The 25,466-nt window shown below is 71.0% G+C and carries 23 protein-coding genes; 6 read left to right on the forward strand and 17 right to left on the reverse strand.

The window, feature by feature from the left end; translation table 11 throughout:
• Window positions 1-115: 115 nt before the first annotated feature.
• Window positions 116-1,057: a helix-turn-helix domain-containing protein gene (locus QSK36_RS10915; RefSeq protein ID WP_183537292.1), complete on the forward strand. Its 942-nt coding sequence runs from the start codon at window positions 116-118 to the stop codon at window positions 1,055-1,057.
• Window positions 1,058-1,201: 144 nt separating this feature from the next.
• On the opposite strand, the gene QSK36_RS10920 is transcribed toward QSK36_RS10915, so the two are convergent.
• The 10 genes from QSK36_RS10920 to QSK36_RS10965 form a co-directional block, all read right to left on the reverse strand.
• Complete coding sequence (locus QSK36_RS10920; RefSeq protein WP_139573152.1) at window positions 1,202-1,549, reverse strand: RNA polymerase-binding protein RbpA; 348 nt, start codon at window positions 1,547-1,549, stop codon at window positions 1,202-1,204.
• A 75-nt stretch (window positions 1,550-1,624) separates the two neighbouring features.
• A complete protein-coding gene (gene secG, locus QSK36_RS10925) occupies window positions 1,625-1,855 on the reverse strand; it encodes a preprotein translocase subunit SecG (protein ID WP_030507323.1) in 231 nt (76 codons plus the stop codon).
• 124 nt (window positions 1,856-1,979) lie between these two features.
• Window positions 1,980-2,759 carry a triose-phosphate isomerase gene (gene tpiA, locus QSK36_RS10930; protein ID WP_285782277.1) on the reverse strand — a complete coding sequence of 260 codons (780 nt, stop codon included), beginning with the start codon at window positions 2,757-2,759 and terminating at the stop codon, window positions 1,980-1,982.
• Window positions 2,760-3,947 (reverse strand): phosphoglycerate kinase, encoded by a 1,188-nt coding sequence (locus QSK36_RS10935; RefSeq protein ID WP_285782278.1) that lies wholly within the window; start codon window positions 3,945-3,947, stop codon window positions 2,760-2,762.
• Window positions 3,947-4,951 carry a type I glyceraldehyde-3-phosphate dehydrogenase gene (gene gap / locus QSK36_RS10940; RefSeq protein WP_285782279.1) on the reverse strand — a complete coding sequence of 335 codons (1,005 nt, stop codon included), beginning with the start codon at window positions 4,949-4,951 and terminating at the stop codon, window positions 3,947-3,949. The genes QSK36_RS10935 and gap overlap by 1 nt, the downstream gene beginning before the upstream one ends.
• 297 nt (window positions 4,952-5,248) lie before the next feature.
• Complete coding sequence (gene whiA / locus QSK36_RS10945) at window positions 5,249-6,229, reverse strand: DNA-binding protein WhiA (protein WP_139573156.1); 981 nt, start codon at window positions 6,227-6,229, stop codon at window positions 5,249-5,251.
• 63 nt (window positions 6,230-6,292) lie between these two features.
• A complete protein-coding gene (locus QSK36_RS10950) occupies window positions 6,293-7,252 on the reverse strand; it encodes a gluconeogenesis factor YvcK family protein (RefSeq protein WP_285782280.1) in 960 nt (319 codons plus the stop codon).
• A 222-nt stretch (window positions 7,253-7,474) separates the two neighbouring features.
• The gene (gene rapZ, locus QSK36_RS10955) at window positions 7,475-8,344 is read right to left on the reverse strand and encodes an RNase adapter RapZ (protein WP_079319418.1); all 870 of its coding nucleotides are present in this window, start codon (window positions 8,342-8,344) and stop codon (window positions 7,475-7,477) included.
• A gap of 256 nt (window positions 8,345-8,600) precedes the next feature.
• Window positions 8,601-10,607 carry an excinuclease ABC subunit UvrC gene (uvrC, locus tag QSK36_RS10960; protein ID WP_285782281.1) on the reverse strand — a complete coding sequence of 669 codons (2,007 nt, stop codon included), beginning with the start codon at window positions 10,605-10,607 and terminating at the stop codon, window positions 8,601-8,603.
• A 130-nt stretch (window positions 10,608-10,737) separates the two neighbouring features.
• On the reverse strand, window positions 10,738-11,910 hold the full coding sequence (locus QSK36_RS10965) for an FAD-dependent oxidoreductase (protein WP_285782282.1): 1,173 nt from the start codon (window positions 11,908-11,910) through the stop codon (window positions 10,738-10,740).
• Window positions 11,911-11,964: 54 nt separating this feature from the next.
• Here QSK36_RS10965 and QSK36_RS10970 point away from each other — a divergent pair, with 54 nt between their 5' ends.
• Entirely contained in the window at window positions 11,965-12,657 is a 693-nt protein-coding gene (locus QSK36_RS10970; protein WP_285782283.1) for a TetR/AcrR family transcriptional regulator, read from the forward strand.
• Window positions 12,658-12,867: 210 nt separating this feature from the next.
• Here QSK36_RS10970 and QSK36_RS10975 read toward each other — a convergent pair whose 3' ends face one another.
• The gene (locus QSK36_RS10975; protein WP_139573160.1) at window positions 12,868-13,311 is read right to left on the reverse strand and encodes a Rieske (2Fe-2S) protein; all 444 of its coding nucleotides are present in this window, start codon (window positions 13,309-13,311) and stop codon (window positions 12,868-12,870) included.
• Window positions 13,312-13,476: 165 nt separating this feature from the next.
• The gene (uvrA, locus tag QSK36_RS10980) at window positions 13,477-16,317 is read right to left on the reverse strand and encodes an excinuclease ABC subunit UvrA (protein WP_183537282.1); all 2,841 of its coding nucleotides are present in this window, start codon (window positions 16,315-16,317) and stop codon (window positions 13,477-13,479) included.
• A gap of 273 nt (window positions 16,318-16,590) precedes the next feature.
• On the opposite strand from uvrA, the gene QSK36_RS10985 reads away from it, so the two are divergent.
• The 4 genes from QSK36_RS10985 to menC all read left to right on the forward strand — a co-directional run bounded on the left by QSK36_RS10985 (window position 16,591) and on the right by menC (window position 20,900).
• Window positions 16,591-17,409 carry a maleylpyruvate isomerase N-terminal domain-containing protein gene (locus QSK36_RS10985; RefSeq protein WP_285782284.1) on the forward strand — a complete coding sequence of 273 codons (819 nt, stop codon included), beginning with the start codon at window positions 16,591-16,593 and terminating at the stop codon, window positions 17,407-17,409.
• On the forward strand, window positions 17,406-18,050 hold the full coding sequence (locus QSK36_RS10990) for an MBL fold metallo-hydrolase (RefSeq protein WP_285782285.1): 645 nt from the start codon (window positions 17,406-17,408) through the stop codon (window positions 18,048-18,050). The genes QSK36_RS10985 and QSK36_RS10990 overlap by 4 nt, the downstream gene beginning before the upstream one ends.
• Before the next feature lie 260 nt (window positions 18,051-18,310).
• Window positions 18,311-19,732: a GntT/GntP/DsdX family permease gene (locus tag QSK36_RS10995; protein WP_183537276.1), complete on the forward strand. Its 1,422-nt coding sequence runs from the start codon at window positions 18,311-18,313 to the stop codon at window positions 19,730-19,732.
• A 67-nt stretch (window positions 19,733-19,799) separates the two neighbouring features.
• A complete protein-coding gene (menC, locus tag QSK36_RS11000) occupies window positions 19,800-20,900 on the forward strand; it encodes an o-succinylbenzoate synthase (RefSeq protein ID WP_285782286.1) in 1,101 nt (366 codons plus the stop codon).
• A gap of 36 nt (window positions 20,901-20,936) precedes the next feature.
• Here the strand turns inward: menC and QSK36_RS11005 are convergent, their stop codons facing one another.
• From QSK36_RS11005 to QSK36_RS11025, 5 genes are all read right to left on the reverse strand, one after another.
• Complete coding sequence (locus QSK36_RS11005; RefSeq protein ID WP_030507339.1) at window positions 20,937-21,233, reverse strand: hypothetical protein; 297 nt, start codon at window positions 21,231-21,233, stop codon at window positions 20,937-20,939.
• Between the two features lie 101 nt (window positions 21,234-21,334).
• On the reverse strand, window positions 21,335-22,174 hold the full coding sequence (gene pssA / locus QSK36_RS11010; RefSeq protein ID WP_183537272.1) for a CDP-diacylglycerol--serine O-phosphatidyltransferase: 840 nt from the start codon (window positions 22,172-22,174) through the stop codon (window positions 21,335-21,337).
• Complete coding sequence (locus QSK36_RS11015; protein ID WP_285782319.1) at window positions 22,161-22,820, reverse strand: phosphatidylserine decarboxylase; 660 nt, start codon at window positions 22,818-22,820, stop codon at window positions 22,161-22,163. The genes pssA and QSK36_RS11015 overlap by 14 nt, the downstream gene beginning before the upstream one ends.
• Window positions 22,821-22,958: 138 nt before the next feature.
• A complete protein-coding gene (locus QSK36_RS11020) occupies window positions 22,959-23,972 on the reverse strand; it encodes a TerC family protein (protein ID WP_183537270.1) in 1,014 nt (337 codons plus the stop codon).
• A gap of 280 nt (window positions 23,973-24,252) precedes the next feature.
• Complete coding sequence (locus QSK36_RS11025) at window positions 24,253-25,365, reverse strand: glycosyltransferase family 4 protein (RefSeq protein ID WP_285782287.1); 1,113 nt, start codon at window positions 25,363-25,365, stop codon at window positions 24,253-24,255.
• Window positions 25,366-25,466: the final 101 nt, after the last annotated feature.

The following is a 25,466-nucleotide window of genomic DNA, read 5'->3' on the forward strand; positions in this document are numbered from 1 at the left end:
GGATGGGCACTAAGCGGGGTGTATCAGGCGGTTTGCCGCCGCAAAAGAGATCGTGAACAATGGTGGACAATCGCGCTCAAGGCCCAGATCCAGCACCTTCGACCTGGAGAAAGGCATGGCCGGACGTAAACGATCCGCGCTCGGCGGCACCGGATTATCCGCGGAGCTTGCGCGCAGGCTCAGGGCGCTGCGCGACGGCAGCGGGTTGACGCTGCGCCAGCTCGCCGCCAAGTCGGGGTTCTCCCACAGCGCACTCTCGCTGGCCGAGAGCGGGCGCGTGGTGCCCTCCTGGGAATTGGTCCAAGCGTTCGTGCAGGCGTGCGGGGACAGCCCGCGGGCGTGGCGGCAGCTCTGGGAGATCGCCCGCGCCGAGTCGGAACCAGCCGAAGCCCCGCCCGTCGTCTCCTCTGGCAGCCCGGCCGCCGCCCCCCAAGGGTCGCCCGCCGCGACCGAGACTCTTGCCACCGTGGGCCTGGCTACCGCTTCAGCCGGGCCACCGGCCGGTGAGCCTCCCGTCGCCGCCTCGGCCGTCCCCGCGCCGCACAGGCGGCGGCCGCCCGGGCCCGTGCTGGTGGCGGCCGTCGCCGCTGTCGTCGTCGCCGTCTCAGCGGTTACCGCCTGGGCTGTCACCGCCGGACGCGCCACCAACGCCGGCACCGGCGTCGCCGCCGCCCCGCTGCCCAGTCCCGCCCCCGCCAAGGACGGCACCGATCCGTACGACGACGGCTGCAAGGCGGATCACAAGCAGCTCGACTGGCAGCCCGTAACCCGCAAGGACGGCAGCGCGTTCGGCACCATCCTGCTGATGTACTCGCCCGCCTGCCGGGCCGCCTGGGGCTACCTCCAGGGGCCCAACCGTGCGAGCTGGACCACGCACATCGTCGCTCACCGCATGCCCGGCGACGTGAGCGCGCCCTCCCAGTTCAACGGCGACGCCGACCCGGGGTCGTGGGGCAACGTCCTGTCCACCAACCCCGGCTGCGTCTTCGTCGAGGCGTACGTGGTGGACGGCGCCGGCGAGGGGCCGCACGCCCGCACCGCCTGCATCCAGCCATAGTCTCCGGCGCCGGTGCGGCCAGACGACCACCGGCGTGGCGAGGAACCCCCGGTGCGAAATCCCCTCGGACGCCACAAAGCCCCCGATCCGGGCGGGATCGGGGGCCTGTGCCGTACCGGAATCAGCGGCGGAGCCGCGTCACCTCTAGTAGATCGGGCGGGAGGAGGAGCGCAGCCGCTCCAGCGCCTCGGCGAGGATCTGCGCGCCGTCCTTGTCGCTACGGCGCTCCTTCACGTACGCGAGGTGCGTCTTGTACGGCTCGTTCTTCGGCGGAGCAGGCGGGTTCGACTGGTCCTGCCCGGCCGGCAGTCCGCACCGCGGGCAGTCCCAGAACTCGGGGACGGCCGCGTCACTGGCGAAGCTCGGGCGCGTCTCGTGCATGTTCGCGCACCAGAACGGGACCCGCACACGGGGGGCGGCCTCGCCGCGTTCGGCCTCTCCCATGGGGCCGGCGCCGACTCGGCTGCCACGGATCGCGTTGCCACTACCCACCGATGAACTCCTTGCTCGATCGCCCCGCGGACGGGGGGAGGTGAATCTCTGTCACGCGTGGCCGGAGGCCGTCCGCTACGGCTTGAGCAGGAAGCCCAGCGCGATGATGCAGACGAACCAGACGATGCCGGTGATGATGGTGAGACGGTCCAGGTTACGCTCCACCACCGACGAACCGCCGAAGGAGGACGAGAACCCGCCTCCGAACAGGTCGGACAGGCCGCCGCCCTTGCCCTTGTGGAGCAGGACGAGCAGCACCATCAGAGCGCTCGACAGGATGAGGGCGATGGAGATTCCGATTGTCACCGTAGACCTGTTCCTATGTCCGGGCGTGCACGACGCGTTGTGCACGATGCCATCGGCGTGACGATTCAATTGTGTTCTTTGAGGGTACGACCTGGTGTCAAGTCGCACCCCCCAAACGGCTCAGCTAGCCGGCGGTCTCGCCAAATCGGCAGATCTTGGCGAATTCTCCCGCGTCGAGGCTGGCCCCTCCCACGAGGGCGCCGTCGATGTCGGCCTCCGCCATGATGCCGGCGACGTTGTCCGACTTCACCGAGCCACCGTAAAGGATACGGACAACAGAGGCCACATCATCACCGTAAAGCTCGGCGAGTCGCGTCCTGATGGCGCCGCACACCTCCTGGGCGTCCTTCGGCGTGGCGACTTCGCCGGTGCCGATCGCCCAAACCGGCTCGTACGCGATCACGATGGACTTCGCCTGCTCGGCGGGCACGCCCTCCAGCGCACCGTCGAGCTGCGCCAGCGTGTGCTCGACGTGGCGGCCCTCCTGGCGCACCGGCAGCCCCTCGCCCACGCACAGGATGGGCGTCAGCGAGTTCCGGTAGGCGGCCTTGACCTTGGCGTTGCACAGCGCCTCGTCCTCGCCGTGGTACTGCCGCCGCTCCGAGTGCCCCACCAGCACGTACGTGCAGCCGAGCTTGCCCAGCATGACCCCGGAGATCTCCCCGGTGTACGCCCCGGAGTCGTGCGCCGACAGGTCCTGGGCGCCGTAGGCGATGCGGAGCTTGTCGGCGTCCACGAGCGTCTGCACGCTGCGCAGGTCGGTGAACGGCGGGATGACCGCGACGTCCGCCTTGTCGTAGTCGCGGTCGGTCAACGTGAACGCCAGCTTCTGCACCAGGTTGATGGCCTCGAGGTGGTTGAGGTTCATCTTCCAGTTGCCGGCGAACAGCGGCTTGCGAGCCATCTACTCCTCCAGCGCCGCGAGTCCGGGCAGCGTCTTGCCTTCGAGGTACTCGAGGCTCGCGCCGCCACCGGTGGAAATGTGCGAGAAGCCGTCCTCGGGCAGGCCGAGCCTGCGCACGGCCGCCGCCGAGTCGCCGCCGCCGACCACGGTGAACGCCTTGGAGTTCACCAGCGCCTCGGCCACCGCGCGGGTGCCGCCGGAGAACGCGTCGAACTCGAACACGCCCATCGGGCCGTTCCAGAACACGGTCTGGGCGTCGGCCAGCTTCGAGGCGAACAGCTCGCGGGTGCGGGGGCCGATGTCGAGGCCCTCGCGGTCGGCCGGGATCGCGGTGGCGTCCACGACGTCGTGCGGCGCGTCGGCGCCGAACTCCGTGGCGGCCAGCACGTCCACCGGCAGCACCAGCTCGACCCCGCGGGAGGCCGCCTGGTCGAGGAAGCCCTTGACCTGGTCGATCTGGTCTTCCTGCAGCAGCGACTTGCCCACCTCGTGGCCCTGGGCCTTCAGGAACGTGTAAGCCATGCCGCCGCCGATGAGCAGGCGGTCCACCTTGGACAGCAGGTTCGCGATCACGCCGAGCTTGTCGGAGACCTTCGCGCCGCCCAGCACGACGACGTACGGCCTGGCCGGGTCCTCGGTGAGCTTGCGCAGCACCTCGACCTCGGCGAGGACCAGGTCGCCCGCGGCGTGCGGCAGCCGCTTGGGCAGGTCGTAGACGCTGGCGTGCTTGCGGTGCACCGCGCCGAAGCCGTCGCCGACGTAGAGCTCGGCGAGGGCGGCCAGCTTGCTGGCGAACTCGCCCCTGACCGCGTCGTCCTTGGACTCCTCGCCCGGCTCGAAGCGCAGGTTCTCCAGGAGGGCGACCTGCCCGTCCTGCAGGCCCGCCACCACGCTCTGCGCGGACTCGCCGACCACGTCGGCGGCGAACGCCACGTCCTCGCCGAGCAGCTCGGCCAGCCGCCGGGAGACCGGGGCGAGCGAGTACTTCGGCGTGACGGAGCCCTTGGGGCGGCCGAGGTGGGCGGCGACGACGACCTTCGCACCGCGCTCGATCAACTTCTTGATCGTCGGCACCGACGCCCGGATGCGACCGTCGTCGGTGATCGTCTCCCCGTCGAGGGGGACGTTGAGGTCGGCGCGCACGAACACGCGCCGGCCCTTCACGTCGAGCTCGTCGATTCCGATCATCAGAGGGAGGCGCCCACGTACTCGATGAGGTCCACGAGACGGTTGGAGTAGCCCCACTCGTTGTCGTACCAGCCGACGACCTTCACCTGGTTGCCGATGACCTTGGTCAGGCCGGCGTCGAAGATGCAGGACGACGGGTCGGTGACGATGTCGCTGGAGACGATCTCGTCCTCGGTGTAGCTGAGGTAGCCCTTGAGCGCGCCCTCGGCGGCGGCCTTCAGCGCGGCGTTGACCTCCTCGACGGTGGTCTCGCGGCCGACCTCGACCGTGAGGTCGGTGGCCGAGCCCGTCGGGATCGGCACGCGCAGCGCGTAGCCGTCGAGCTTGCCCTTCAGCTCCGGCAGGACCAGGCCGATGGCCTTGGCGGCGCCGGTGGAGGTCGGGACGATGTTCAGCGCGGCGGCGCGGGCGCGGCGCAGGTCCTTGTGCGGGCCGTCCTGCAGGTTCTGGTCCTGCGTGTAGGCGTGGATGGTGGTCATCAGGCCCTTCTCGATACCGAAGGTGTCGTTGATGACCTTGGCTATCGGGGCCAGGCAGTTGGTGGTGCAGGAGGCGTTCGAGATGATCGTGTGAGCGGCCGGGTCGTACTTCTCGTGGTTCACGCCCATGACGATCGTCACGTCTTCGTTCTTCGCCGGGGCGGAGATGATGACCTTCTTCGCGCCGTTGTCGGCGTGCACCTTGGCCTTGGTGGCGTCGGTGAACAGACCGGTCGACTCGACGACGACGTCCACGCCGAGGTCGCCCCAGGGCAGCTTGGCGGGGTCGCGCTCGGCGAACGCCTTGATCGCCTTGCCGTCAACGGTGATCTCGTCCGCCGAGGCCTTGACCTCGTACGGCAGGCGGCCCAGGATGCTGTCGTACTTCAGCAGGTGGGCCAGCGTGGCGTTGTCGGTGAGGTCGTTGACGGCGACGACCTCGATGTCCTTGCCGCTGGCCGCCACAGCGCGCCAGAAGTTGCGGCCGATACGGCCGAAGCCGTTGACGCCTACGCGGATGCTCACGGATCCGATCTCCTCGTACGTCGTGCGCCGGGATACCGGCGCCAGGGCTGTGTTAAACCTCAATGACAGACCTTATCGGACCCAAATTGGTGTAGACCACCGGGCCACGCTTTGACGGCGTGTCAGGCCGGACGAGCCGGTGAGCGGGCCCTTCCCGCACGACGGCGACCCCGCCACACCCGTTCCACCGGGCCCTCGCCCAGGCGCCAGCCGCCGCGCCGTCGGGCGGCCGGAAGGTGGCGCGGCGCGCACGCCGCCCCCGGTGCGCCGGGCCGGGACGGAGCCGGGAAGGCGCCGCTACTGCACGAGCATGTCCGCGGTGAGGTTGGCCTCGGTGTTGGCGATGCCGAGATCCTGGGCGCGCTTGTCGGCCATCGCGAGCAGCCGCCGGATGCGCCCGGCGATGGCGTCCTTGGTCAGCGGCGGGTCGGCGATCTGGCCGAGTTCCTCCAGGGACGCCTGCTTGTGCTCGACCCGCAGCCGGCCGGCGATCACCAGGTGCTCGGGGGCGTCGTCGCCGAGGATCTCCAGCGCCCGCTGCACCCTCGCGCCGGCGGCGACGGCCGCCCTGGCCGACCTGCGCAGGTTGGCGTCGTCGAAGTTGGCCAGGCGGTTGGCGGTGGCCCGCACCTCGCGCCGCATCCGCCGCTCCTCCCAGGCGAGCACGCTGTCGTGGGCGCCGAGCCGGGTCAGCAGCGCGCTGATCGCGTCGCCGTCGCGCACGACCACGCGGTCGACGCCGCGCACCTCGCGCGCCTTGGCGTGGATCTTGAGCCGCCGGGCCGAGCCGACCAGGGCCAGCGCCGCCTCCGGCCCGGGGCAGGTCACCTCCAGCGACATCGACCGGCCGGGCTCGGTCAGCGAGCCGTGCGCGAGGAACGCGCCCCGCCAGGCCGCCTCGGCGTCGCAGGTGGCCCCGGAGACGACCTGCCGTGGCAGCCCGCGCACGGGGCGCCCGTGGTTGTCGATCAGGCCGGTCTGCCGGGCCAGCGCCTCGCCGTCCTTGTAGACGCGCACGACGTAGCGCGAGCCCTTGCGCAGCCCGGCGGGGGCCAGGACCAGCACCTCGGCCTTGTGGCCGAAGACCTCGCCGATGTCCTTGATCAGCCTGCGGGCGGTGGCGTTGGTGTCGAGCTCGGCCTCGATCACGATGCGCCCGCCCACCAGGTGCAGCCCGCTGGCGAACCGCAGCAGCGTCGAGACCTCCGCCTTGCGGCAGCAGGGCTTGAGCACCGGAAGGCGGCTCAGCTCGTCTTTCACCACACCCGTCATGGCCATCAGCTCGTGTCCTCCCCCAGACAGACTCTGCCCGTCAGTCTCTCGCACCTGGCGGACACGCAATCACCGCTTCTCACGGAAAATCTCATCCAGGACAGCGGCAAGACGTGGTCCGTCGTGCCGTGCAGATCCGTCAGAGGCGGCCACATCGGCCAAAACGACCCGGCCGCCCATCGACCAGGCCGCCTTCTCCAGCGCCCTCGGGTCGGCGACCACACCGCCGTCGGCGACGACCGCGTCGACGACCAGTGCGGGGGCGTGCTCACCGAGCACCTCCAGGTGCCGTTCCGGCGAGAAGCCGTCGGTCTCCCCCGCCTGCGGCGCGAGGTTGAGGATCACCAGCCGCCTCGCGCTCGTCTCGTGCAGCGCCCGGGCGAGTCCGGGCACCTTCAGGTGCGGCAGCACGCTGGTGAACCAGGAGCCCGGCCCGAACACCACCCAGTCGGCCGCCTCTATCGCCTCGATCGCCTGGGGGCAGGCGGGCGGGTCGGACGGCACCAGCGAGATGGAGCGCACCCGCCCGGGCGTCAGCGCGCAGGCGACCTGCCCGCGCACCGTCGTGACCGTCCCGTCCAGCTCGACCTCCGCCTGGATGTCGAGCGGCACGGAGGCCATGGGCAGCACCCGGCCGTGCGCGCCGAGCAGCCGGCCCACCCATTCCAGGCCCACCACGGGGTCCTCCAGCAGCTCCCAGAGCGCGACGATGAGGAGGTTGCCGACGGCGTGGCCGTGCAGTTCGCCCTCGCTTCTGAAACGGTGCTGGACGACTTCGCTCCAGGTCTGGCCCCACTCGTCGTCGCCGCACAGGGCCGCGAGCGCCATCCGCAGGTCACCGGGCGGGAGAACCCCCAGCTCGCGCCTGAGACGCCCACTGGAGCCACCGTCGTCGGCGACCGTCACCACGGCCGTCAGGTCGTCCGTGACGGTCCTGAGGGCCGACAGGGAGGCGTACAGGCCGTGGCCGCCGCCGAGCGCGACGACCTTGGGACCGCTCGCGGCGGTGGCGGGGTGCGGGGAAAGCATCGGTCTGCCGGGGGCGGGGCACTTCCGGGGATGATCGGGGACGGAGGGGTCCGCGGGTTTTTCCGGGGCGGGGTCCTTCATCGTCCTCCTCGCCTCGCCACGAGCACCGCTCTGCGGAGCCGTGGCGCTCATGTCGTGCCGATCGGCCCGGCCCCGGCGCCTGCCGGGGCTCGCCGTACGAGGTTCCGCCCGCGGGCCCGCCGGCGGACCGGGCGGGGGCCGTCACTCGCGGCCCGTGTCCCGGTGGCTGACCTGGACGTCCATGCCGCGCTCACGCAGGCGGGCGCCGAGCTGCTCGGCCATCGCGACGCTGCGGTGCTTGCCTCCGGTGCAGCCCACGGCGAGGGTCGCGTAGCCCTTGCCCTCGCGCGTGTATCCGGCGGCCACGACGCCGAAGACCTCCTCGTAGCCGTCGAGGAACTCCTTGGCCCCGGGCTGGCTGAGCACGTAGTCGCGCACGGGGGCGTCGAGCCCGTTCATGGGCCGCAGTTCCGGCACCCAGTGGGGGTTGGGCAGGAACCGGCAGTCCACGACGAGGTCGGCGTCGACCGGCAGGCCGTACTTGTAGCCGAAGGACACCACGTTCACCTTCAGCCCCGGGCGGTCCTCGCCGCCGAAGAACGACACGATCTTCTTACGGAGCTCGTGGACGTTCAGCAGGGACGTGTCGATGACGAGGTCGGCGTTGGCGCGGACCTCGCGCAGGATGCCGCGCTCGCGATCGATCCCGTCGACGAGCCGCCCGTCACCCTGGAGGGGGTGGGGACGCCGGACGTTCTCGAACCTGCGGACCAGTTCCTCGTCGCTCGCCTCCAGGAACACCACTCGGACGCCGACGCCGCGCCCGTCGAGTTCCTCGATCGCCGCGTTCAGGTCGGTGGTGAAGGCGAGGCTGCGCACGTCGACCACGGCCGCGACGCGGTCGGTCGCCATGTTCACCCGGCCCGCCTCCTCGGCGAGCGAGGACAGCAGTCCCGGCGGCAGATTGTCGATCACGAACCAGCCGAGGTCCTCCAGAGCCTTCGCGGCGGTGCTGCGCCCCGCCCCCGACATTCCGGTGATCACCACGAATGCCGGCTCAGTCGTGCTCATCGCCCGCTCACCGCCTTGCCGCCCATGTCAGCTCGCCCAACGTCAGCCCCGTCCGCCGCCCACGCCGGGACGGCCGGCCCACCCGCAGGGGACCGGGCCCCCCTCCCCGCGGGAGGGACCTCTGGTGCCGGAGCATGACACCTCTTCACCTGATCGCGCCACCGCCACGCCGGGCGACCCCGACGGCGCCCTCCCCGCTGCCCCTGCCTGCTGCCCTGGCCGGGACGGGACACGCCGAGGTGCTCGCGCGAGCACCTCACGACCCCTGCCCCGCCGGGGACGGGCTCTCACCGCGCAGCGCCGCGACGATGGCCTCGGCGGTCGCACGGCCGATGCCGGGGACCTCGCGGATCTCCTCCGCGCTCGCCTCCCGCAGCCGCTTCACCGAGCCGAAGTGCCGCAGCAGGGCCTGACGGCGTGCCGGGCCCAGGCCCGGCACGTGGTCGAGCGCGCTCTCCTTGAGCGATTTCGACCTCTTCGTCCGATGGTAGGTGATGGCGAACCTGTGCGCTTCGTCGCGGACGCGCTGTAACAGATAGAGGCCCTCGCTGCTGCGCGGCAGGATCACCGGCTGGTCGTCGCCGGGCAGCCAGACCTCCTCCAGCCGCTTGGCCAGCCCGCACACCGCGATGTCGTCGATCCCGAGCTCGTCCAGGGCCCGCTGGGCCGCCGCCGCCTGCGCCGGGCCGCCGTCCACCACCACGAGGTTGGGCGGGTAGGCGAACTTGCGGGGACGGCCGGTCTCCGGGTCGATCGGCGTCGCGGCGCCGCCGCGCTCGGCCGCTCCGTACCCATCCGCGTCGTACCGTGCTCCGTCGTGCGCCGCCCCGTCGTGCGCCGCCGCGTCCTCCGTCTCCGCGTCCAGCTCGCCTGTCGCCGCCCGCTCCTCCAGATAACGCTTGAACCGCCGGCAGATGACCTCGTATATCGAGGCGACGTCGCCTTCCGCGGTCCTGATGGAGAAACGGCGGTACTCGCTCTTGCGGGCCAGGCCGTCCTCGAAGACCACCATCGAGGCCACGACGTTCTCGCCCTGGATGTGCGACACGTCGTAGCACTCGATCCGCAGCGGCGCCTGGTCGAGGTCGAGGGCGTCCGCGATCTCCTGCAGGGCCCGGCTGCGCGTGGTCAGGTCGCTCGCGCGGCGCAGCTTGTGCTGGGCGAGCGACTCCTTGGCGTTGCGCTCCACGGTCTCCATGAGGCTCTTCTTGTCGCCGCGCTGGGGAACGCGCAGGTCGACGCGGGAACCCCGCTGCTCGCTCAGCAGCTCGATCAGTGCGGCCTCGTCCGGGGGCCGCGCCGGCACCAGGATCTCGCGGGGAATCGTCGCCTCGCCGTACATCTGGAGCAGGAACTGCTCCACCAGCTCGCCGGGGCCGGCCTCCTCGACCTTGTCGACCACCCAGCCGCGCTGCCCGCGGATCCTGCCGCCGCGCACGTAGAAGACCTGGACCGCCGCCTCGAGCGGGTCCTCGGCGAGGGCGATCACGTCGCAGTCGGTGTCGTCGCCGAGCACGACCGTCTGCTTCTCGAGGGCCCGTTGCAGCGCCTGGATGTCGTCGCGCAGCCGCGCGGCCCGCTCGTACTCCTCCACGGCCGCCGCCTCGCGCATCTCGCGCTCCAGCCGCTTGATGAAGCGGCCGGTGTTGCCGGCCATGAAGTCGCAGAAGTCCTCGGCGAGGTCGCGATGCTCATCGGGGGTGACCCGGCCGACGCAGGGCGCGGAGCACTTGTCGATGTATCCCAGCAGGCAGGGCCGCCCGATCTGGCCCGCCCGCTTGAAGACCCCCGCAGAGCACGTCCGCACGGGGAAGACGCGCAGCAGCAGGTCGACGGTCTCCCGGATGGCCCAGGCGTGCGAGTAGGGGCCGAAGTAGCGGGTGCCCTTCCGCTTGGCCCCGCGCATCACCTGCACCCGGGGGAAGTCCTCCCCCATCGTCACGGCCAGGTACGGGTACGACTTGTCGTCGCGGTACTTGACGTTGAACCGGGGGTCGAACTCCTTGATCCAGGAGTATTCGAGCTGGAGCGCCTCGACCTCGGTGCCGACCACCGTCCAGTCCACGGACGCCGCGGTCGTCAGCATGGTCTGCGTCCGCGGGTGCAGGCCGGCGAAGTCGGCGAAGTACGAGTTGAGCCGCTGCCGCAGGCTCTTCGCCTTGCCCACGTAGATCACCCGGCCGCCCGGGTCGCGGAAGCGGTAGACGCCTGGCGACTCAGGAATCGATCCGGGCGCCGGTCGATAAGTTGCCGGATCCGCCACACCCAAAGACTACTGGCCCCCGCCGACATTCCCGTCGCCCTCGCGGGCGGCGGAACGCGACCCGGCCTTTACGCTGTAGATCAGAGGCGCTGGAGCCGTGGCCGGTTGCCGGTGCTCTCGCGCGTGACAGTCAGGATGGCTGGACTTCGTCGAAGAGGGCGAGGGCTTCGGTGGGGTCCGGGCTCACGAGGCGTTCCAGACCGGCCGTCGTCATCTTCGCCCACTTGCCGGCCCGCGCCCACATCTGCTCCTCGAAAGCGCGGACGGCCTCGTCCAGATCGCCAGGCCCGGTGGCGACGGCGACGGACTCGGCGAGTTCGGCGCCTTCCAGCATCGCGAGGTTCGCGCCCACCCCCAATGGGGGCATCAGGTGGGCGGCGTCGCCCAGCAGCGTCACCCCGGCGACGTGGGTCCAGGTGTGGGGCGCGGGCAGGACGTAGAGGGGGCGGTGGACGAAAGCGGTGCCGTGGCGGAGGAGGTCGAGGACGGGAGCGGCCCAGCCGTCGAACAGAGCCAGCAGGCTTGATCGCACGGCCTCGACGTCGGCCAGGTCCAGGCCTGCGTCCAGGCCCGCGCGCCGGTTCAGGCCCATATGCCGGTCCAGGTTCGTGTGCCAGTCCAGCGGTGCGCGGAACTGGGCGTACACCTTGACGTGGCCGCCGCTGTTGCGCTGGGCGACGAGATTGCGGTTCACGCCGTACACAGCCATGGCACCGTCGCCGATCAGCCGGGCGAGGTCGGGGTGGCGGGTGTCGACGTCGTCCAGGGAGGTCTCGACCGAGGTGACGCCGGTGTAGTGCGGCGTCGCCGACGAGACCGCCGGGCGGACCCGGGACCAGGCGCCGTCCGCGCCGACCACAAGGTCGAACGTCTCCTGTCGCCCGTCCGCGAAACGGACCAGCACGCCATCCCGGGTCCCCGGCACCACCTCCGTCACACCCCGCCCCCACTGAACGTCCAGGGGGCCGAGAAGCAGGTCACGGAGTTGCCCGCGGTCGATCTCCGGATTGGCCCGGTCATCCGGACGGGGTTGCCAGTCACGGAGGACGGTCCCGTCCGGGTCCAGGATGCGCATGGCCTGCCCCTCGGGGCGGGACAGCGCCTGGAACTCCGCCAGCAGCCCCGCCTTGTCCAGCGCGAGCTGGCCCAGGTTTTCGTGCAGGTCCAGCGTGCCACCCGGGGGACGGGCGTCGGGGGCGGAATCGCGTTCGAGGACGGTGACGGGGTGATCGTGGCGGTGCAGGACGCGGGCGAAGGTCAGGCCGGCGGGGCCGCCCCCGATCACGGCGATACGTTGTCTCATGCCGATACACTGTATCGATCTGAGACGGTGTTTCGCAAACAGTACGATGCATGCATGACTGTGTGGGACCGGCCGGAGCCGCCGACGCGCCCGGTGCCGCTCGACCGGGAGCGAATCGTTGCCGCCGCCATCGCGCTGGCCGACGAGGGCGGGCTGGAGGCGGTGTCGTTGCGCAAGGTCGCCGCCCGGCTGGACGTCGGCCCGATGCGGCTGTACGGATACATCTCCATCAAGGAGGAGCTGTTCGACCTCATGGTGGACGAGGTCTACGCCGAGATCCTCCCCGGGGAGCAGCCCGGTGACTGGCGGGAGGTGCTACGCATCCTCGCCCACCGCACCAGGCAGGCCGCTCTCCGTCACGAATGGCTGGCCGACCTGCTCGGTGGCCGTCCGGCCCTGGGCCCGAACGCCCTCGCCGTGACTGAGGCCACGCTGGCGCCCTTCGACGGCCTCGCCGACCTCGAGACCGTCATGCGCGCTGTGGAGACGGTCAGCGCCTACTTCACCGGCGCGATCAGGCGCGAGATCGCGAACCTGCGGGCCGAGCGCGCCACGGGCCTGTCCGAGCGCGACTGGCAGCGCGCCTCCGGACCGCATGTGATGAGGATGCTGGCCACGGGCCGCTTCCCGGCGCTGGCCAAGGTCGTGCACGACGGCACGGAGATGGACGCTGAGGCGTCCTTCGCGACCGGCCTGGACTGGGTCCTCGACGCCGTGGCCGCCAAACTCGCCCGGCCGCCGGCGTGACGCTCGATCGCTTGGGATGCCATGGGCGGCCGCCCGCCATCGCGCACGCTTCCGCGCGATGACGGACGGCGGTGTCTCCAGGCACCCTCGGGCGAGGTCTCCTGGCACACTCAGGCGAGGTCTCTTGGCGCCCGCAGGCGAGGGAGTGCTCACCCGCCTGCGGCCACCGGGCACCGAGCCCGCACGCAAAACCGGACCCGGTAGCCCCCGTCAGGCGAGGGTGATGCTGTCGCCGCTCACCGTGATCTTCTTCTCGGCGAGCGGCTTGGCCGCCGGGCCGTTGGTCACGGAGCCGTCCTTGGCGCTGAACTTGCTGCCGTGGCACGGGCAGACGATCTCGTTGTTCGAGACGCTCGCGACCGGGCAGCCCTGGTGGGTGCACTTCGCGCTGAACGCCTTGAACTCGCCGGCCGCCGGCTGCGTGACGACGACGTCCTGGTCCTTGAAGACCTTGCCGCCGCCCTCGGGGATGTCGGAGGTCTTCGCGAGCTCGCCTCCGCCCTGTGCCGCCTGGGACTGGCCGTCCTGGGACCCGCCCTGGTCCGCCGACGCCGTCATGTCGTCCCCGTCGGAGGCACCGCACGCGCTCAGCGCCACGGCCAGCCCGGCGCCTCCGGCGCCGAAGATCACGGCCCGGCGTGTCGTATCCGTCATGCTCATCCTTCCCTGATGCGGCGGCCCGGGACGTCCACGGCCCCGGGTCCTTCCCCTGCGCGACGCGTCACCCTGTGTGTCCTCAGGTACGGCCATCACCCCGTGGCCGGTTCAGAGTGACGCGGTCGGAAGGAGAACAGTAGGGAGAAATCATGAGACGAATACTCATACGCCCAAGATCTTACGCAGGAACGCGCCGGTGTGGCTCTCCTCGACCCGGGCGACCTCCTCGGGCGTGCCGGCGACGATGACCCTGCCGCCTCCGGACCCGCCCTCGGGCCCCATGTCCACGATCCAGTCGGCGGTCTTGATGACGTCGAGGTTGTGCTCGATCACGATCACCGTGTTGCCGGCGTCCACGAGCCGGTTGAGCACGCCGAGAAGCCGCCTGATGTCCTCGAAGTGCAGGCCGGTGGTGGGCTCGTCCAGCACGTACACGGTGCGGCCGGTCGAGCGCCGCTGCAGCTCGGAGGCGAGCTTCACCCGCTGCGCCTCGCCGCCGGACAGCGTGGTCGCGGGCTGGCCCAGCCGTACGTACCCGAGGCCGACGTCGTTGAGGGTCTGCAGGTGACGGCGGATGGCGGGGATCGCCTCGAAGAACTCCAGCGCCTCCTCGATCGGCATGTCGAGGACCTCGGCGATCGTCTTGCCCTTGTAGTGGACCTCCAGCGTCTCACGGTTGTATCGGGCGCCGTGGCAGACCTCACAGGGGACGTAGACGTCCGGGAGGAAGTTCATCTCGATCTTGATGGTGCCGTCGCCGGAGCACGCCTCGCAGCGCCCGCCCTTGACGTTGAAGCTGAACCGGCCCTGCAGGTAACCGCGGACCTTCGCCTCGGTCGTGGCCGCGAACAGCTTGCGCACATGGTCGAAGACGCCCGTGTACGTCGCCGGGTTGGACCTCGGCGTACGGCCGATCGGCGACTGGTCGACGTGGACGACCTTGTCCACCAGGTCGGTGCCGACAACCCGGGAGTGCCGTCCGGGCACGGTCTTCGCGCCGTTCAGCTCCTTGGCCAGCGCGGCGTACAGGATGTCGTTGACCAGCGTCGACTTGCCGGACCCCGAGACGCCGGTGACCGCCGTGAAGACGCCGAGCGGGAACTCGACGTCCACCCCCTTCAGGTTGTGCTCGCGGGCGCCCTTCACGACGAGCTGCCGCTTCTTGTCCCGCGGACGCCGGATCTCCGGCGCGGTGATCGCCTTGCGTCCCGACAGGTACGCGCCGGTCAGCGACTCCTCGCTGGCGAGCAGGTCCTGCACGGTGCCGGACACGACGACCTGGCCGCCGTGCTCGCCCGCGCCGGGGCCGATGTCGACCACCCAGTCGGCGGCGGCGATCGTGTCCTCGTCGTGCTCGACCACGATCAGCGTGTTGCCCATGTCGCGCAGCCGGATCAGCGTTTCCAGCAGGCGCTGGTTGTCCCGCTGGTGCAGGCCGATGGACGGCTCGTCCAGCACGTACAGCACGCCGACCAGGCCGGAGCCGATCTGGGTGGCCAGCCGGATCCGCTGCGCCTCGCCGCCCGCCAGCGTGCCGGCGGCGCGGTCGAGGGTGAGGTAGTCGAGACCGACGTCGAGCAGGAAGCCCAGCCGGGCGTTGATCTCCTTGACCACCCGCTCGGCGATGTGCATGTCCCGCTCGGACAGTCGCAGGCCGGACAGGAACTTGGCGCAGTCGGCGATCGACATGCCCGAGACCTCGGCGATCGAGGCCTCCCCGACGGTCACGGCCAGCGAGACCGGCTTGAGACGGCGGCCCTTGCAGGCCGGGCAGGGCACCTCGCGCATGAAGCCCTCGAACCGCTCCCGGCTGGCGTCGCTCTCCGACTCGGCGTGCCGGCGCTGGACCCAGGGGATCACGCCCTCGAACTCGGTGTAGTAGGACCGCTGCCTGCCGTACCGGTTGCTGTAGCGGATGTGGACCTGCTCGTCGTGGCCGTGCAGGATCGCCTTCTGCGCCTTCTTCGGCAGCCGCTCCCAGGGGGTGTCGAGGTCGAAGCCGAGCGCGTTGCCCAGCGCCTCCAACAGCCGCACGAAGTAGTCGCTGGTGTGGCCGTTCGCCCACGGGCTGATCGCACCGTCGCCCAGCGTGCGCTCGGGGTCGGGCACAAGGAGGTCGGGGTCGACCTCCATGCGGGTGCCGAGGCCGGTGCACTCGGGGCAGGCGCCGAAGGGCGAGTTGAACGAGAACGACCGGGGCTCCAGTTCCTCGAACGACAGGTCGTCATAGGGGCAGTAGAGGTGCTCGGAGTAGAAGCGCTCACGGTTGGGGTCGTCGTCGGGAAGGTCGACGAAGTCGAGCGTGATCGTGCCGCCGGACAGCTGCAGCGCCGTCTCCACCGAGTCGGTGAGCCTGCGCCGCGCGCTCTCCTTCACCGACAGCCGGTCGACGATCACCTCGATGTCGTGCTTCTCGTACTTCTTGAGGGTGGGCGGCTCCTCCAGTCGCACGATCGTGCCGTCCACGCGGGCACGGGCGTAGCCCTTGGTCTGCAGCTCGCGGAACAGCTCGGCGTACTCGCCCTTGCGGCCGCGGATGATCGGGGCGAGGACCTGGAAGCGGGTGCCCTCCTCCAGTTCGAGCACACGGTCCACGATCTGCTGCGGTGTCTGGCGCGCGATCGGGCGTGCGCACTGCGGGCAGTGCGGCTTGCCGATGCGCGCCCAGAGCAGACGCAGGTAGTCGTAGACCTCGGTGATCGTGCCGACGGTCGAACGGGGGTTGCGGCTGGTGGACTTCTGGTCGATGGAGACGGCCGGGGAAAGGCCCTCGATGAAGTCCACGTCGGGCTTGTCCATCTGACCCAGGAACTGCCGGGCGTACGCGGACAGAGACTCCACGTATCGCCGCTGTCCCTCGGCGAAGATCGTGTCGAAGGCCAGGCTGGACTTGCCGGAGCCCGAGAGCCCGGTGAAGACGATCAGAGCGTCTCGCGGAAGGTCGAGCGAGACGTCCTTCAGGTTGTGTTCGCGTGCGCCACGCACGATCAGGCGGTCAGCCACGGTGGTCCCGATAGGTCGATGAGGTGAATGGAGGTGCACGGGCAGGCTATCCAGAGCCACCGACAATTTCGGGGGGGCATCGTCCGGCGGCCGGAGAGGGCGGCCCCGCGTGCTTTCGTGGGACACGCTCCGTGAACCAGGGTATGAGCTTCGTCAAACCCGCGCCCGGCATCCGCGCGAAACCCCTGCTCATACAACCGCCGGGGGCGCCGTCCTCTTCCCTCGGGGTTACGGGGACGGCGGCCGGGGAGTCCAGGGTCCATGATTCTGTCCATGTCCGTTATCGACGAGATCGAGCGGGAGCTGGCCGAGGCGACCGAGCGCCTGCTGGCGACCGCCGCCCGCCTCACCGACGAGGATCTCCGCGCGCCGTCCCTGCTGCCCGGGTGGACGAGGGGACACGTGCTCGCGCATATCGCCCGCAACGCCGACAGCTGCGTCAACCTGCTGGCCTGGGCACGCACCGGGGTGCACACCCCGCAGTACGCGTCGGCGCGGGCCCGCGAGGCCGGCATCGAGGCGGGCGCCGGCCGCCCGGCCGGTGAACAGCTCGCCGACCTGCGCGACAGCGCGGAGCGGTTCGCCGCGGCGGTCGGGCGGATGCCCGCCGAGGCGTGGACCGCGCCGGTCTCGGGGATGAACCCGCCCGACCACCCCGCCTGGTACGTCCCGATCCGCCGGCTCAGGGAGGTCGAGGTGCACCACGCCGACCTCGGGGCAGGCTACGAATGGGCCGACTGGCCCGAGACGTACGTGAGGCGAGAGCTGTACGACACGATGCTCTGGCTCGGCGACGAGAGCCCTGTGGGCGAGGTCGTCGCCCTCGACCCGGGCACCGGCGAGGTCCTGAGGACGTGGGCCGGCCTCGGCGACGGCCCGGCCGTGGAGGGCACGCCGCGCGAGCTGCTCGCCTGGCTCGCGGGCAGGACCGACGGCACGGGCCTGCGACTCGCTTCACCTCAGGGGCACCTCCGGCAGGCCGGGAGGTTGCCGTCCCCGCCGCCCTGGCCGAAGCCGTCCCCGGCGGGGCTGCCCGCCGAGCCACCGTCGTCCTGGCCGCCCGCAGGGAACCAGAGAGAGGAGCGATCATGACCTATACCGGAAACGTCGCCAAGGGCGGACCCGCCGACGTACGCGAGGTCCCCGGGCTGAAGATCTCGAAGATCGAGGTCGGCGACTTCGGCAACAACGCCTACCTGCTCCGGTGCACGGAGACCGGCGACGGGCTGCTGATCGACGCGGCGGCCGAGCCCGACCGGCTCCTCGACCTCATCGGCGACATGCCGATCAGCTCGATCGTGACCACCCACCGGCACCGCGACCACTGGGGGGCCCTGAAGGAAGTCGCCCGCGCCACCGGCGCGCAGACCGTCGCCCACCCCCTCGACGCCCCCGAGCTGCCGGTGAAGATCACCCGGGAGGTCGGGCACGGCGACCGGGTGACGGTCGGCGTGGTGACGCTGGACGTCATCCACCTGCGCGGCCACACCCCCGGCTCGATCGCGCTGCTCTATCAGGACCGCCACCTGTTCACCGGCGACTCCCTGTTCCCCGGCGGCGTCGGCAACACCCAGAAGGACCCGGCGCGGTTCGAGCAGCTGTTCACGGACGTGGTGGAACGGATCTTCGATCGCCTTTCCGACGAGACGTGGGTCTACCCCGGCCACGGCAGGGACACCACGCTCGGCGCCGAGCGGCCGCATCTGCCCGAGTGGAAGGCCCGCGGCTGGTGACGTGACACACGCCAGGACGGCCGGCGTCCCGCAGCGGACCGCCGGCCTCGTCCCGGCGCCTCCGGTCCGATCGAGCCGGGGCCGCGTGATCCGTGCGGCGTGAGCCGAACCACCCGATCCGGATCGCATGATTCGGGCGGCGCGATCCGGGCCGGCACGATCCGGGCCGGCACGATTCGGGGACGCGTGAGCCGGTTCGCGTGATTCGGGGGGCTCCTGCGGGGCAGCGGCTACCGCACGGACCGTCGGAGGAGCCCCGGATGACCCCCCTCGTGACCCCCCTCGCGAGCACGGCCGCGTGGAGCGGCGACGACACCCGCCTCATCGTGGCCGCCCTGGCCGGCATCGCGGTCATCGTGCTGCTGATCACGAAGCTGCGGACCCACCCGTTCCTCGCCCTCGCGCTCGGCTCGGGCGTTCTCGGCCTGGTGGCCGGCATGGCCCCCGAGAAGCTGATCGACAGCTTCTCCGCCGGGCTCGGCTCGACCGTGGCCGGCGTCGGCGTGCTCATCGCCCTCGGCGCCATGCTGGGCAAGCTGCTGGCCGACTCGGGCGGGGCCGAGGAGATCGTGGACGGCATCCTGCGCCGCAGCGGCGACCGGGCCCTGCCGTGGGCGATGACGCTCATCGCGGTGCTCATCGGACTGCCGATGTTCTTCGAGATCGGGCTGGTCCTGCTGATTCCCGTCATCCTGCTGGTGGCCCGGCGCAGTGGCCGTCCGCTGCTGCTGATCGCGATCCCCGCTCTGGCGGGCCTGTCCGTCCTGCACGGCCTGGTGCCCCCGCATCCCGGGCCGCTGGTCGCGATCGACACGCTCAAGGCGGACCTCGGCCTCACGCTCGGGCTGGGCCTGCTGGTGGCGATCCCGACCGTGATCGTGTCCGGCCCGCTGTTCGCCAGGTTCGCCGCCCGATGGGTGCGGCCGGCGCCGCCCGAGCGCCTCGAACGCGAGCAGACCCAGGAACCTGAGAACACGGTGCCTGAGAACACGGTGCCGGGGGACGCGGACCGTCCCCGGCCGGGGTTCGGCGTCACGGTGGCCACGATCCTGCTGCCTGTCGTGCTGATGCTCGGCCGGGCCGTCGCGGAGATCGTCCTGCCGGAGGGCCACGCGGTGCGCACCGTGTTCGAGGTCCTCGGCACTCCCCTGATCGCCCTGTTGATCGGCGTGATCGTGGCGATGTTCACGCTGGGCCGCGCCGCGGGCTTCGGCCGGGCCCGGATCTCCTCGGCGATCGCCGACTCGCTGCCGCCGATCGCCGGGATCCTGCTCATCGTGGGCGCGGGCGGAGGATTCAAGCAGACCCTGGTCGACTCGGGCGTCGGGAAGGTCATCGGCGAGGCCGCGCAGGGCGCGAACGTGCCCGTGCTCGTGCTCGGCTGGCTGATCGCCGTCGGGATCCGGCTGGCCACCGGTTCCGCCACGGTCGCCACGATCTCCGCCGCCGGGATCGCCGCGCCGCTGGCGGCCGGGCTCTCCCCCGCCCACGTCGCCCTGCTCGTGCTCGCCATCGGCGCCGGGTCGCTGTTCTTCTCCCACGTGAACGACGCCGGGTTCTGGCTGGTCAAGGAGTACCTCGGGATGTCCGTCGGCGAGACGATCAGGAGCTGGTCGGTGATGGAGTCGATCATCTCGGTGGTGTCGTTCTGCTGCGTGCTCCTGCTCGGGCTGGTGGTCTGAGGACCGCGGAACGACGTCCGTATAGTGGTCGGCGCACACCGTCCTTCCCCTGGAGCCCGGGCACCTCATGGAGATCACTGGAATCGAACTGCGCCGGATCGCGATGCCGCTCGTCGCGCCGTTCCGGACGTCGTTCGGCACCGAGACCAGCCGCGACGTCCTGCTGGTGCGGGTGGTGACGCCGCAGGCCGAGGGCTGGGGCGAGTGCGTGGCGATGTCCGAGCCGCTGTACTCCTCCGAGTACGTGGACGCGGCGGCCGACGTGCTGCGGCGCTTCCTGATCCCCGCGCTGCCCCGCGAGCCGGCCCCCCAGGCCGTCGGTCCCGCCCTCGCGCCGTTCAAGGGCCACCGGATGGCCAAGGCGGCGCTGGAGGCCGCGGTGCTCGACGCGTCGCTCCGGATCACCGGCGAGTCCTTCGCCCGCTACCTCGGCGCCACCCGCGACCGCGTCCCCTGCGGCGTCTCGGTCGGGATCATGGGCTCGGTGGCCGAACTGCTCGACACGGTCGGGGCGTACGTCGAGGAGGGGTACGTACGGGTCAAGCTGAAGATCGGGCCGGGGTGGGACGTGACGCCGGTCCGCGCGGTCCGCGAGCGCTTCGGGGAGGACCTGCTGCTCCAGGTGGACGCCAACGCGGCCTACACCCTCGCGGACGCCCGTCATCTGTCCCGGCTGGACGACTTCGATCTCCTGCTGATCGAGCAGCCGCTGGCCGACGACGACCTCGTGCAGCACGCCCGGCTCGCCCGGTCGATCCGCACGCCGATCTGCCTGGACGAGTCGATCGAGTCGGCCGCCCACGCGGCGGCGGCCATCAGCCTCGGCGCGTGCTCGGTGATCAACATCAAGCCGGGGCGGGTGGGCGGCTACCTGGAGGCCCGGCGCATCCACGACCTGTGCCGCGCCCACGGCGTCGCGGTGTGGTGCGGCGGCATGCTGGAGACCGGGATCGGGCGGGCGGCCAACGTCGCGCTGGCCGCGCTGCCCGGCTTCACGCTCCCGGGCGACACCTCCGCCTCCCGGCGCTACTTCCACACCGACGTGACCCCGCCGTTCAAGCTGGACGGCGGGCACCTCGACGTGCCGGACGGCCCGGGGCTGGGCGTGACCCCCCTCCCGGACGTCCTGGACGAGGTCACCACGGCGACGGAGTGGATCCGGCTGTGACGGCCCGAACCGGTCAGACGTCGCCGAGAGCCCAGGTCAGGCGTCGCCGAGGGCAGGGTGCGGCCGGGGCTCGCCGGTGGTGAAGACCTTCACGATGCGGTCGGCCGCGAGAGCGGGCTCCTCCGCGCTCTCCACCACGTCGCCCCAGGACCAGCGGTAGAACCAGCCGTCCGACATCGCGACGCAGTCCACGGTCTCGGTGAACAGCGCCGCGTCCGGGTCGCGGACCTTCAGCGACGGCGGGTCGGGGCGCAGCGACGCCTCCAGCCCCCGCAGCTCAAGCTCCCGGGCCAGTTTGCCGAGGAAGTACGTCCGGGTGTGCTCACGAGGCATGGCGACCAGGGCTCCATTGGACTAGGCGTTTTCTCCACGTGATTGGCCCGGGCCCAAGGTGGCGGGCCCCAGCCGACCGGGGCCCTGTCCGTGCGACGACGTCAGCCCGCGTTCTCCGAGCGTCGTTCCCTGCGCTGCTGCTTTTTGAACATGAGAACGCGAAGCGGAATCGCGGACACGATCGCGATCTGCATGGTGGCGCCCACCTTGATGAGCTGGTCGCCGCCCGCGAGACCGGCCGCCCAGATCGTCAGGCAGGCCACGTTGATCAGCATCCAGGCCAGCACGACGGCGGCCAGATTGCCCTTCGGCTTGGGGTACTCGATCCGGCTGACCATGAGCCAGGCCACGGCGAAGATGGCGGCGAGCGTGACGTAGTTCGGCTGGAAGAGCAGCACGATCGACACCACGGTCATCGCGCCCATCGGGATCGGCAGGCCCATGAAGTCGCCGCTCTTGGTCTTCACGCAGGCGAAGCGGGCCAGCCGTACGACGCCGGCGAGCAGGACGGATCCGGCCGCGCACAGCACCAGCCACAGCGGGAGCTTGCCGGAGAAGCCGGCCCAGATCATCACCATGAAGGCGGGCGCGAAGCCGAAGCTGATCACGTCGGCGAGGTTGTCCAGCTCGGCGCCCATCGCGGACGCGCGGAACTTCCTGGCCACCAGGCCGTCGAACAGGTCGCAGGTCGCGCCGATGAGCAGCAGCACCACGGCCGTGCCGAAGAAGCGCGGGTCGGGGACGAACTTGACGCCGGCCTGCAGGTTGCTGATCGCCGACCAGGCGAGCACGCAGACGGCGAGGAAGCCGCTGAGGGCGTTGCCGAGCGAGAGGGAGTCGGCGGCAGACAGGCGGAAGGCCTTGCCGACGGGCCCGCGCGGCTCCTCATCCACCTCCTCCACCGGCCAGGCGGCTTCGGCCCCGAGGTCAGATGTGGTCAAGGCGTGTCACCCCCGCGACAGTCCGGGTGCCGACGGTGACCGCCGGCCTGATGCCCTCGGGCAGGTAGACGTCCACCCGGGAGCCGAAACGGATCAGTCCGACCCGCTCGCCCTGGGCGACCTTCGCGCCCGCGAACAGGTACGGAACGATGCGCCGCGCGACGGCGCCGGCGATCTGCACCATCTCGATGTCCCCGAGCGCGGTGTCGAAATGCCACACGACACGCTCGTTCTTGTCGCTGTCCTTGTTGAACGCGGGCACGAAGCCACCGGGCACGTGCTCGACCGCGGTCACCGTGCCGGCCGCGGGCGCCCGGTTGACGTGCACGTTCAACGGGCTCATGAAGATCGCGACCCGGGTGCGGCCGTCCGGCCACGGGTCGATGCTCTGCACGACGCCGTCGGCGGGCGAGATGAGCCTGCCCTCACCGAGCGCCCGCTCGGGGTCGCGGAAGAACCACAGCATCCCGCCGGTGAGGGCGGCGAGCGGCGCCGCGGCCAGCGCCCAACGGGGCGACCTGCGGGTGAGAACGGCGGTGACGGCCGCCGCCGCGGCGGTCGGAGCCAGCCACGGGGAGACCCCGCGTGCGAGCCTGACTCGGCCCCGGGCACTTCCCGCGAGCCCGGATTCAGGGCCGCGGGGCAACGATTCGTTGGACACAGATGACCTTTGTACTCTTCTGGCGACTATGGAGCGGCATGCGAGCTAACGATCGATATTACCGATCCGGCAGTCAATGCGTGGCACAACGAGAACAAGCAAACAGGGTGAGTGCCCGTTTCGCTAGCCCTGCGGGGCTTCCGCCTGAGACGCCTCCGTCTGGGAGGCTTCCGCCGGAGTAACGGTTCTGTCGTCGCGGCGAGCCTTGATGAGACTGGCGACGGTGGTCACGGCCATGGTCGCGCCGATGACCGCCAGCGACACCCAGATGGGGATCTGAGGGGCCCAGGAGACCTCGTTCTCGTGAAGTGCTTCGAGAATCAGCTTAACCCCGATGAAACCGAGGATGAACGCCAATCCGTAGCTGATATAGACCAGCCGCTGCAGCAGTCCGCCGAGCAGGAAGTAGAGCTGACGCAGCCCCATCAGGGCGAACGCGTTCGCGGAGAACACGATGAAGGCCGCCTTCGTGAGGCCGAAGATGGCCGGGATCGAGTCGAGGGCGAACAGCAGATCCGTGGTGCCGATGGCGATCATCACGATCAGCATGGGCGTCACCATGCGCCTGCCGTCCACCCGCACGGTCACCCGGGAGCCGACGTAGTCGGGAGTGGTCGGGAAGACCCGCCGGGCCCAGCGCAGGAGGATGTTCTCGTTGAACTCCTCGTCCTCCTTGTTGTGGTCCCGGACCAGCGTGTACGCCGTGTAGATGAGGAAGGCCCCGAACGCGTACAGCAGCCAGCCGAAGCGGCTCAGCGCGGCGGCCCCGATGGCGATGAAGATCCCGCGCATGACGAGCGCGAGGACGATGCCGACCAGCAGGACCTTGTGCTGGTAGATCCGGGGCACCCCGAAGCGGGTCATGATGATGTAGAAGATGAACAGGTTGTCGACGCTGAGGCTGTATTCCGTCAGATAGCCCGCGAAGAACTCGCCACCTGTCCCGGCACCGGCCCAGACCGTTAACCCGATGCCGAACAACACGGCCAGGCAGACGTAGAAGCCCACCCAGATGCCGGCCTGCCGCATGGAGAACTCGCGTGGTTCACCACGATCGACGATCCACAGGTCGATGGCGACCACGACGACGAGACCCACGATGACCAGGGCCCACAACCACAGGGGAGCATGTACCACGATTACCTCCGGCGCGCGCTGAACACACTGCCGGAGGTCTCTCCCGCCCGTACGCGCACGGCGGACCGACGGCCCCGGGTGCTGACACCGTGATGACGGAACCGCCGCGAAGGGATACTCCCCCCCAACCCGTCCAGTATATGGATCAGACTTAGCCTCACCTAATCCTTGCCGGAACGTCTGCGCTCGTCGGCGAGAACAGGCGACGGCTCACCAGGCCGACGGTCTTGTGTCACCGGCGCGGGAGCGTGGTCGCACCCTCCCGCCACCCCGGTCGCCGCTACGGCGCCAGCCCGTACGCCGCGAGCACCGCCCGCAGCGCCGCGTCCTCGTCGGGCAGCTCGCGGCCCCGGCGCGCGGACGCCTGCGCCAGGCGGGCGGCCAGGGCGGGCTCGCCGAGCAGGCGGCCGATCTCCCGGCTCAGCGCCCCGGGGTCCTGCGGCGGCACCAGCAGGGCCGCCTCGCCCACCATCGCGGGAACGCCGCCCACCCGGGTCGCGATGATCGGCCTGCCCGTCCGCAGCGCCTCCTGGACGCTCAGCGGCTGCCCTTCCCATCTGCTGGGCACGATCACCGCCGTCGCGACCTGGAGCAAATCTGCCGGCTCGGCCCAGCCGTACAGGACCACGGGCAGTTCCTCGGCGTCGACGCGGGCCTGAAGCTCCTCGCGCAGCGGTCCGTCGCCCGCGATCACGAAGACCGGATCCCCCTTGTACGGCCCGGCCGCCGCGTCGAGCAGCGTCTCCAGGCCCTTCTGCTGGGCCAGCCGGGCGACCGTGAGCAGGATCGGCCGCTCCTGCGCGGCCTGCGGCGCGTGCCCCGCGCCGGACAGCCGGGCGGCGATCTCGGCCCGCACGTCCTCGGCCGAGCGGACGGGTTCTGCGAGCGGCGGCGCGGGCACCACCGCGAGGTCCACCCCCCGGGCGCCCCTGGCCCGCATGCGCTCCGCGACGTCCGGCGAGATGGCCAGAACGCGGTCCGCACGCCGGGCGACGATCCGTTCCAGCAGCCGGTAGACCGCTCCGATCGCGCCGCCCGCCGTGACCGCGTTGTGCAGGGTGACCACGAGGCGCGGCCACCCCCGCGCCCCCGTGAGAGCGAGCGCGGCCAGCGCGCCGGCCCGCAGCCCGTGGGCGTGGACGACGTCCGCGCCGCGGGCGAGCCCGCGCAGGCGCAGGGCGGTGCGCAGGTCGTGCGCGGGGTGCGGCCGGTCGGCGATCTCGACCTCGGCGAAGCCCGCGCCGGTGCCGCTGAAAGAGAAAGCCTCCTCGGTGCTGCCGGGACCCGCGACCAGCACGCGGTGTCCCCGCGTGACCAGCCCGCCGGCGAGCATCCGCACGTGCCGGGCCACGCCCCCCACGCTCGATCCCAGCACGAGCACGACACGACTCATGCTCTCTCCTCGCCTCCGGCTCGGAGTGGCATTCGCCAGACGCTGTGCCTACTGATTCGCTCGCTACGCTCGCTCATGCTCTCTCCTCGCCTCCGGCTCGG

Source organism: Microbispora sp. NBRC 16548 (genome assembly GCF_030268985.1).
GTDB classification, from domain to species: Bacteria; Actinomycetota; Actinomycetes; order Streptosporangiales; family Streptosporangiaceae; genus Microbispora; species Microbispora catharanthi.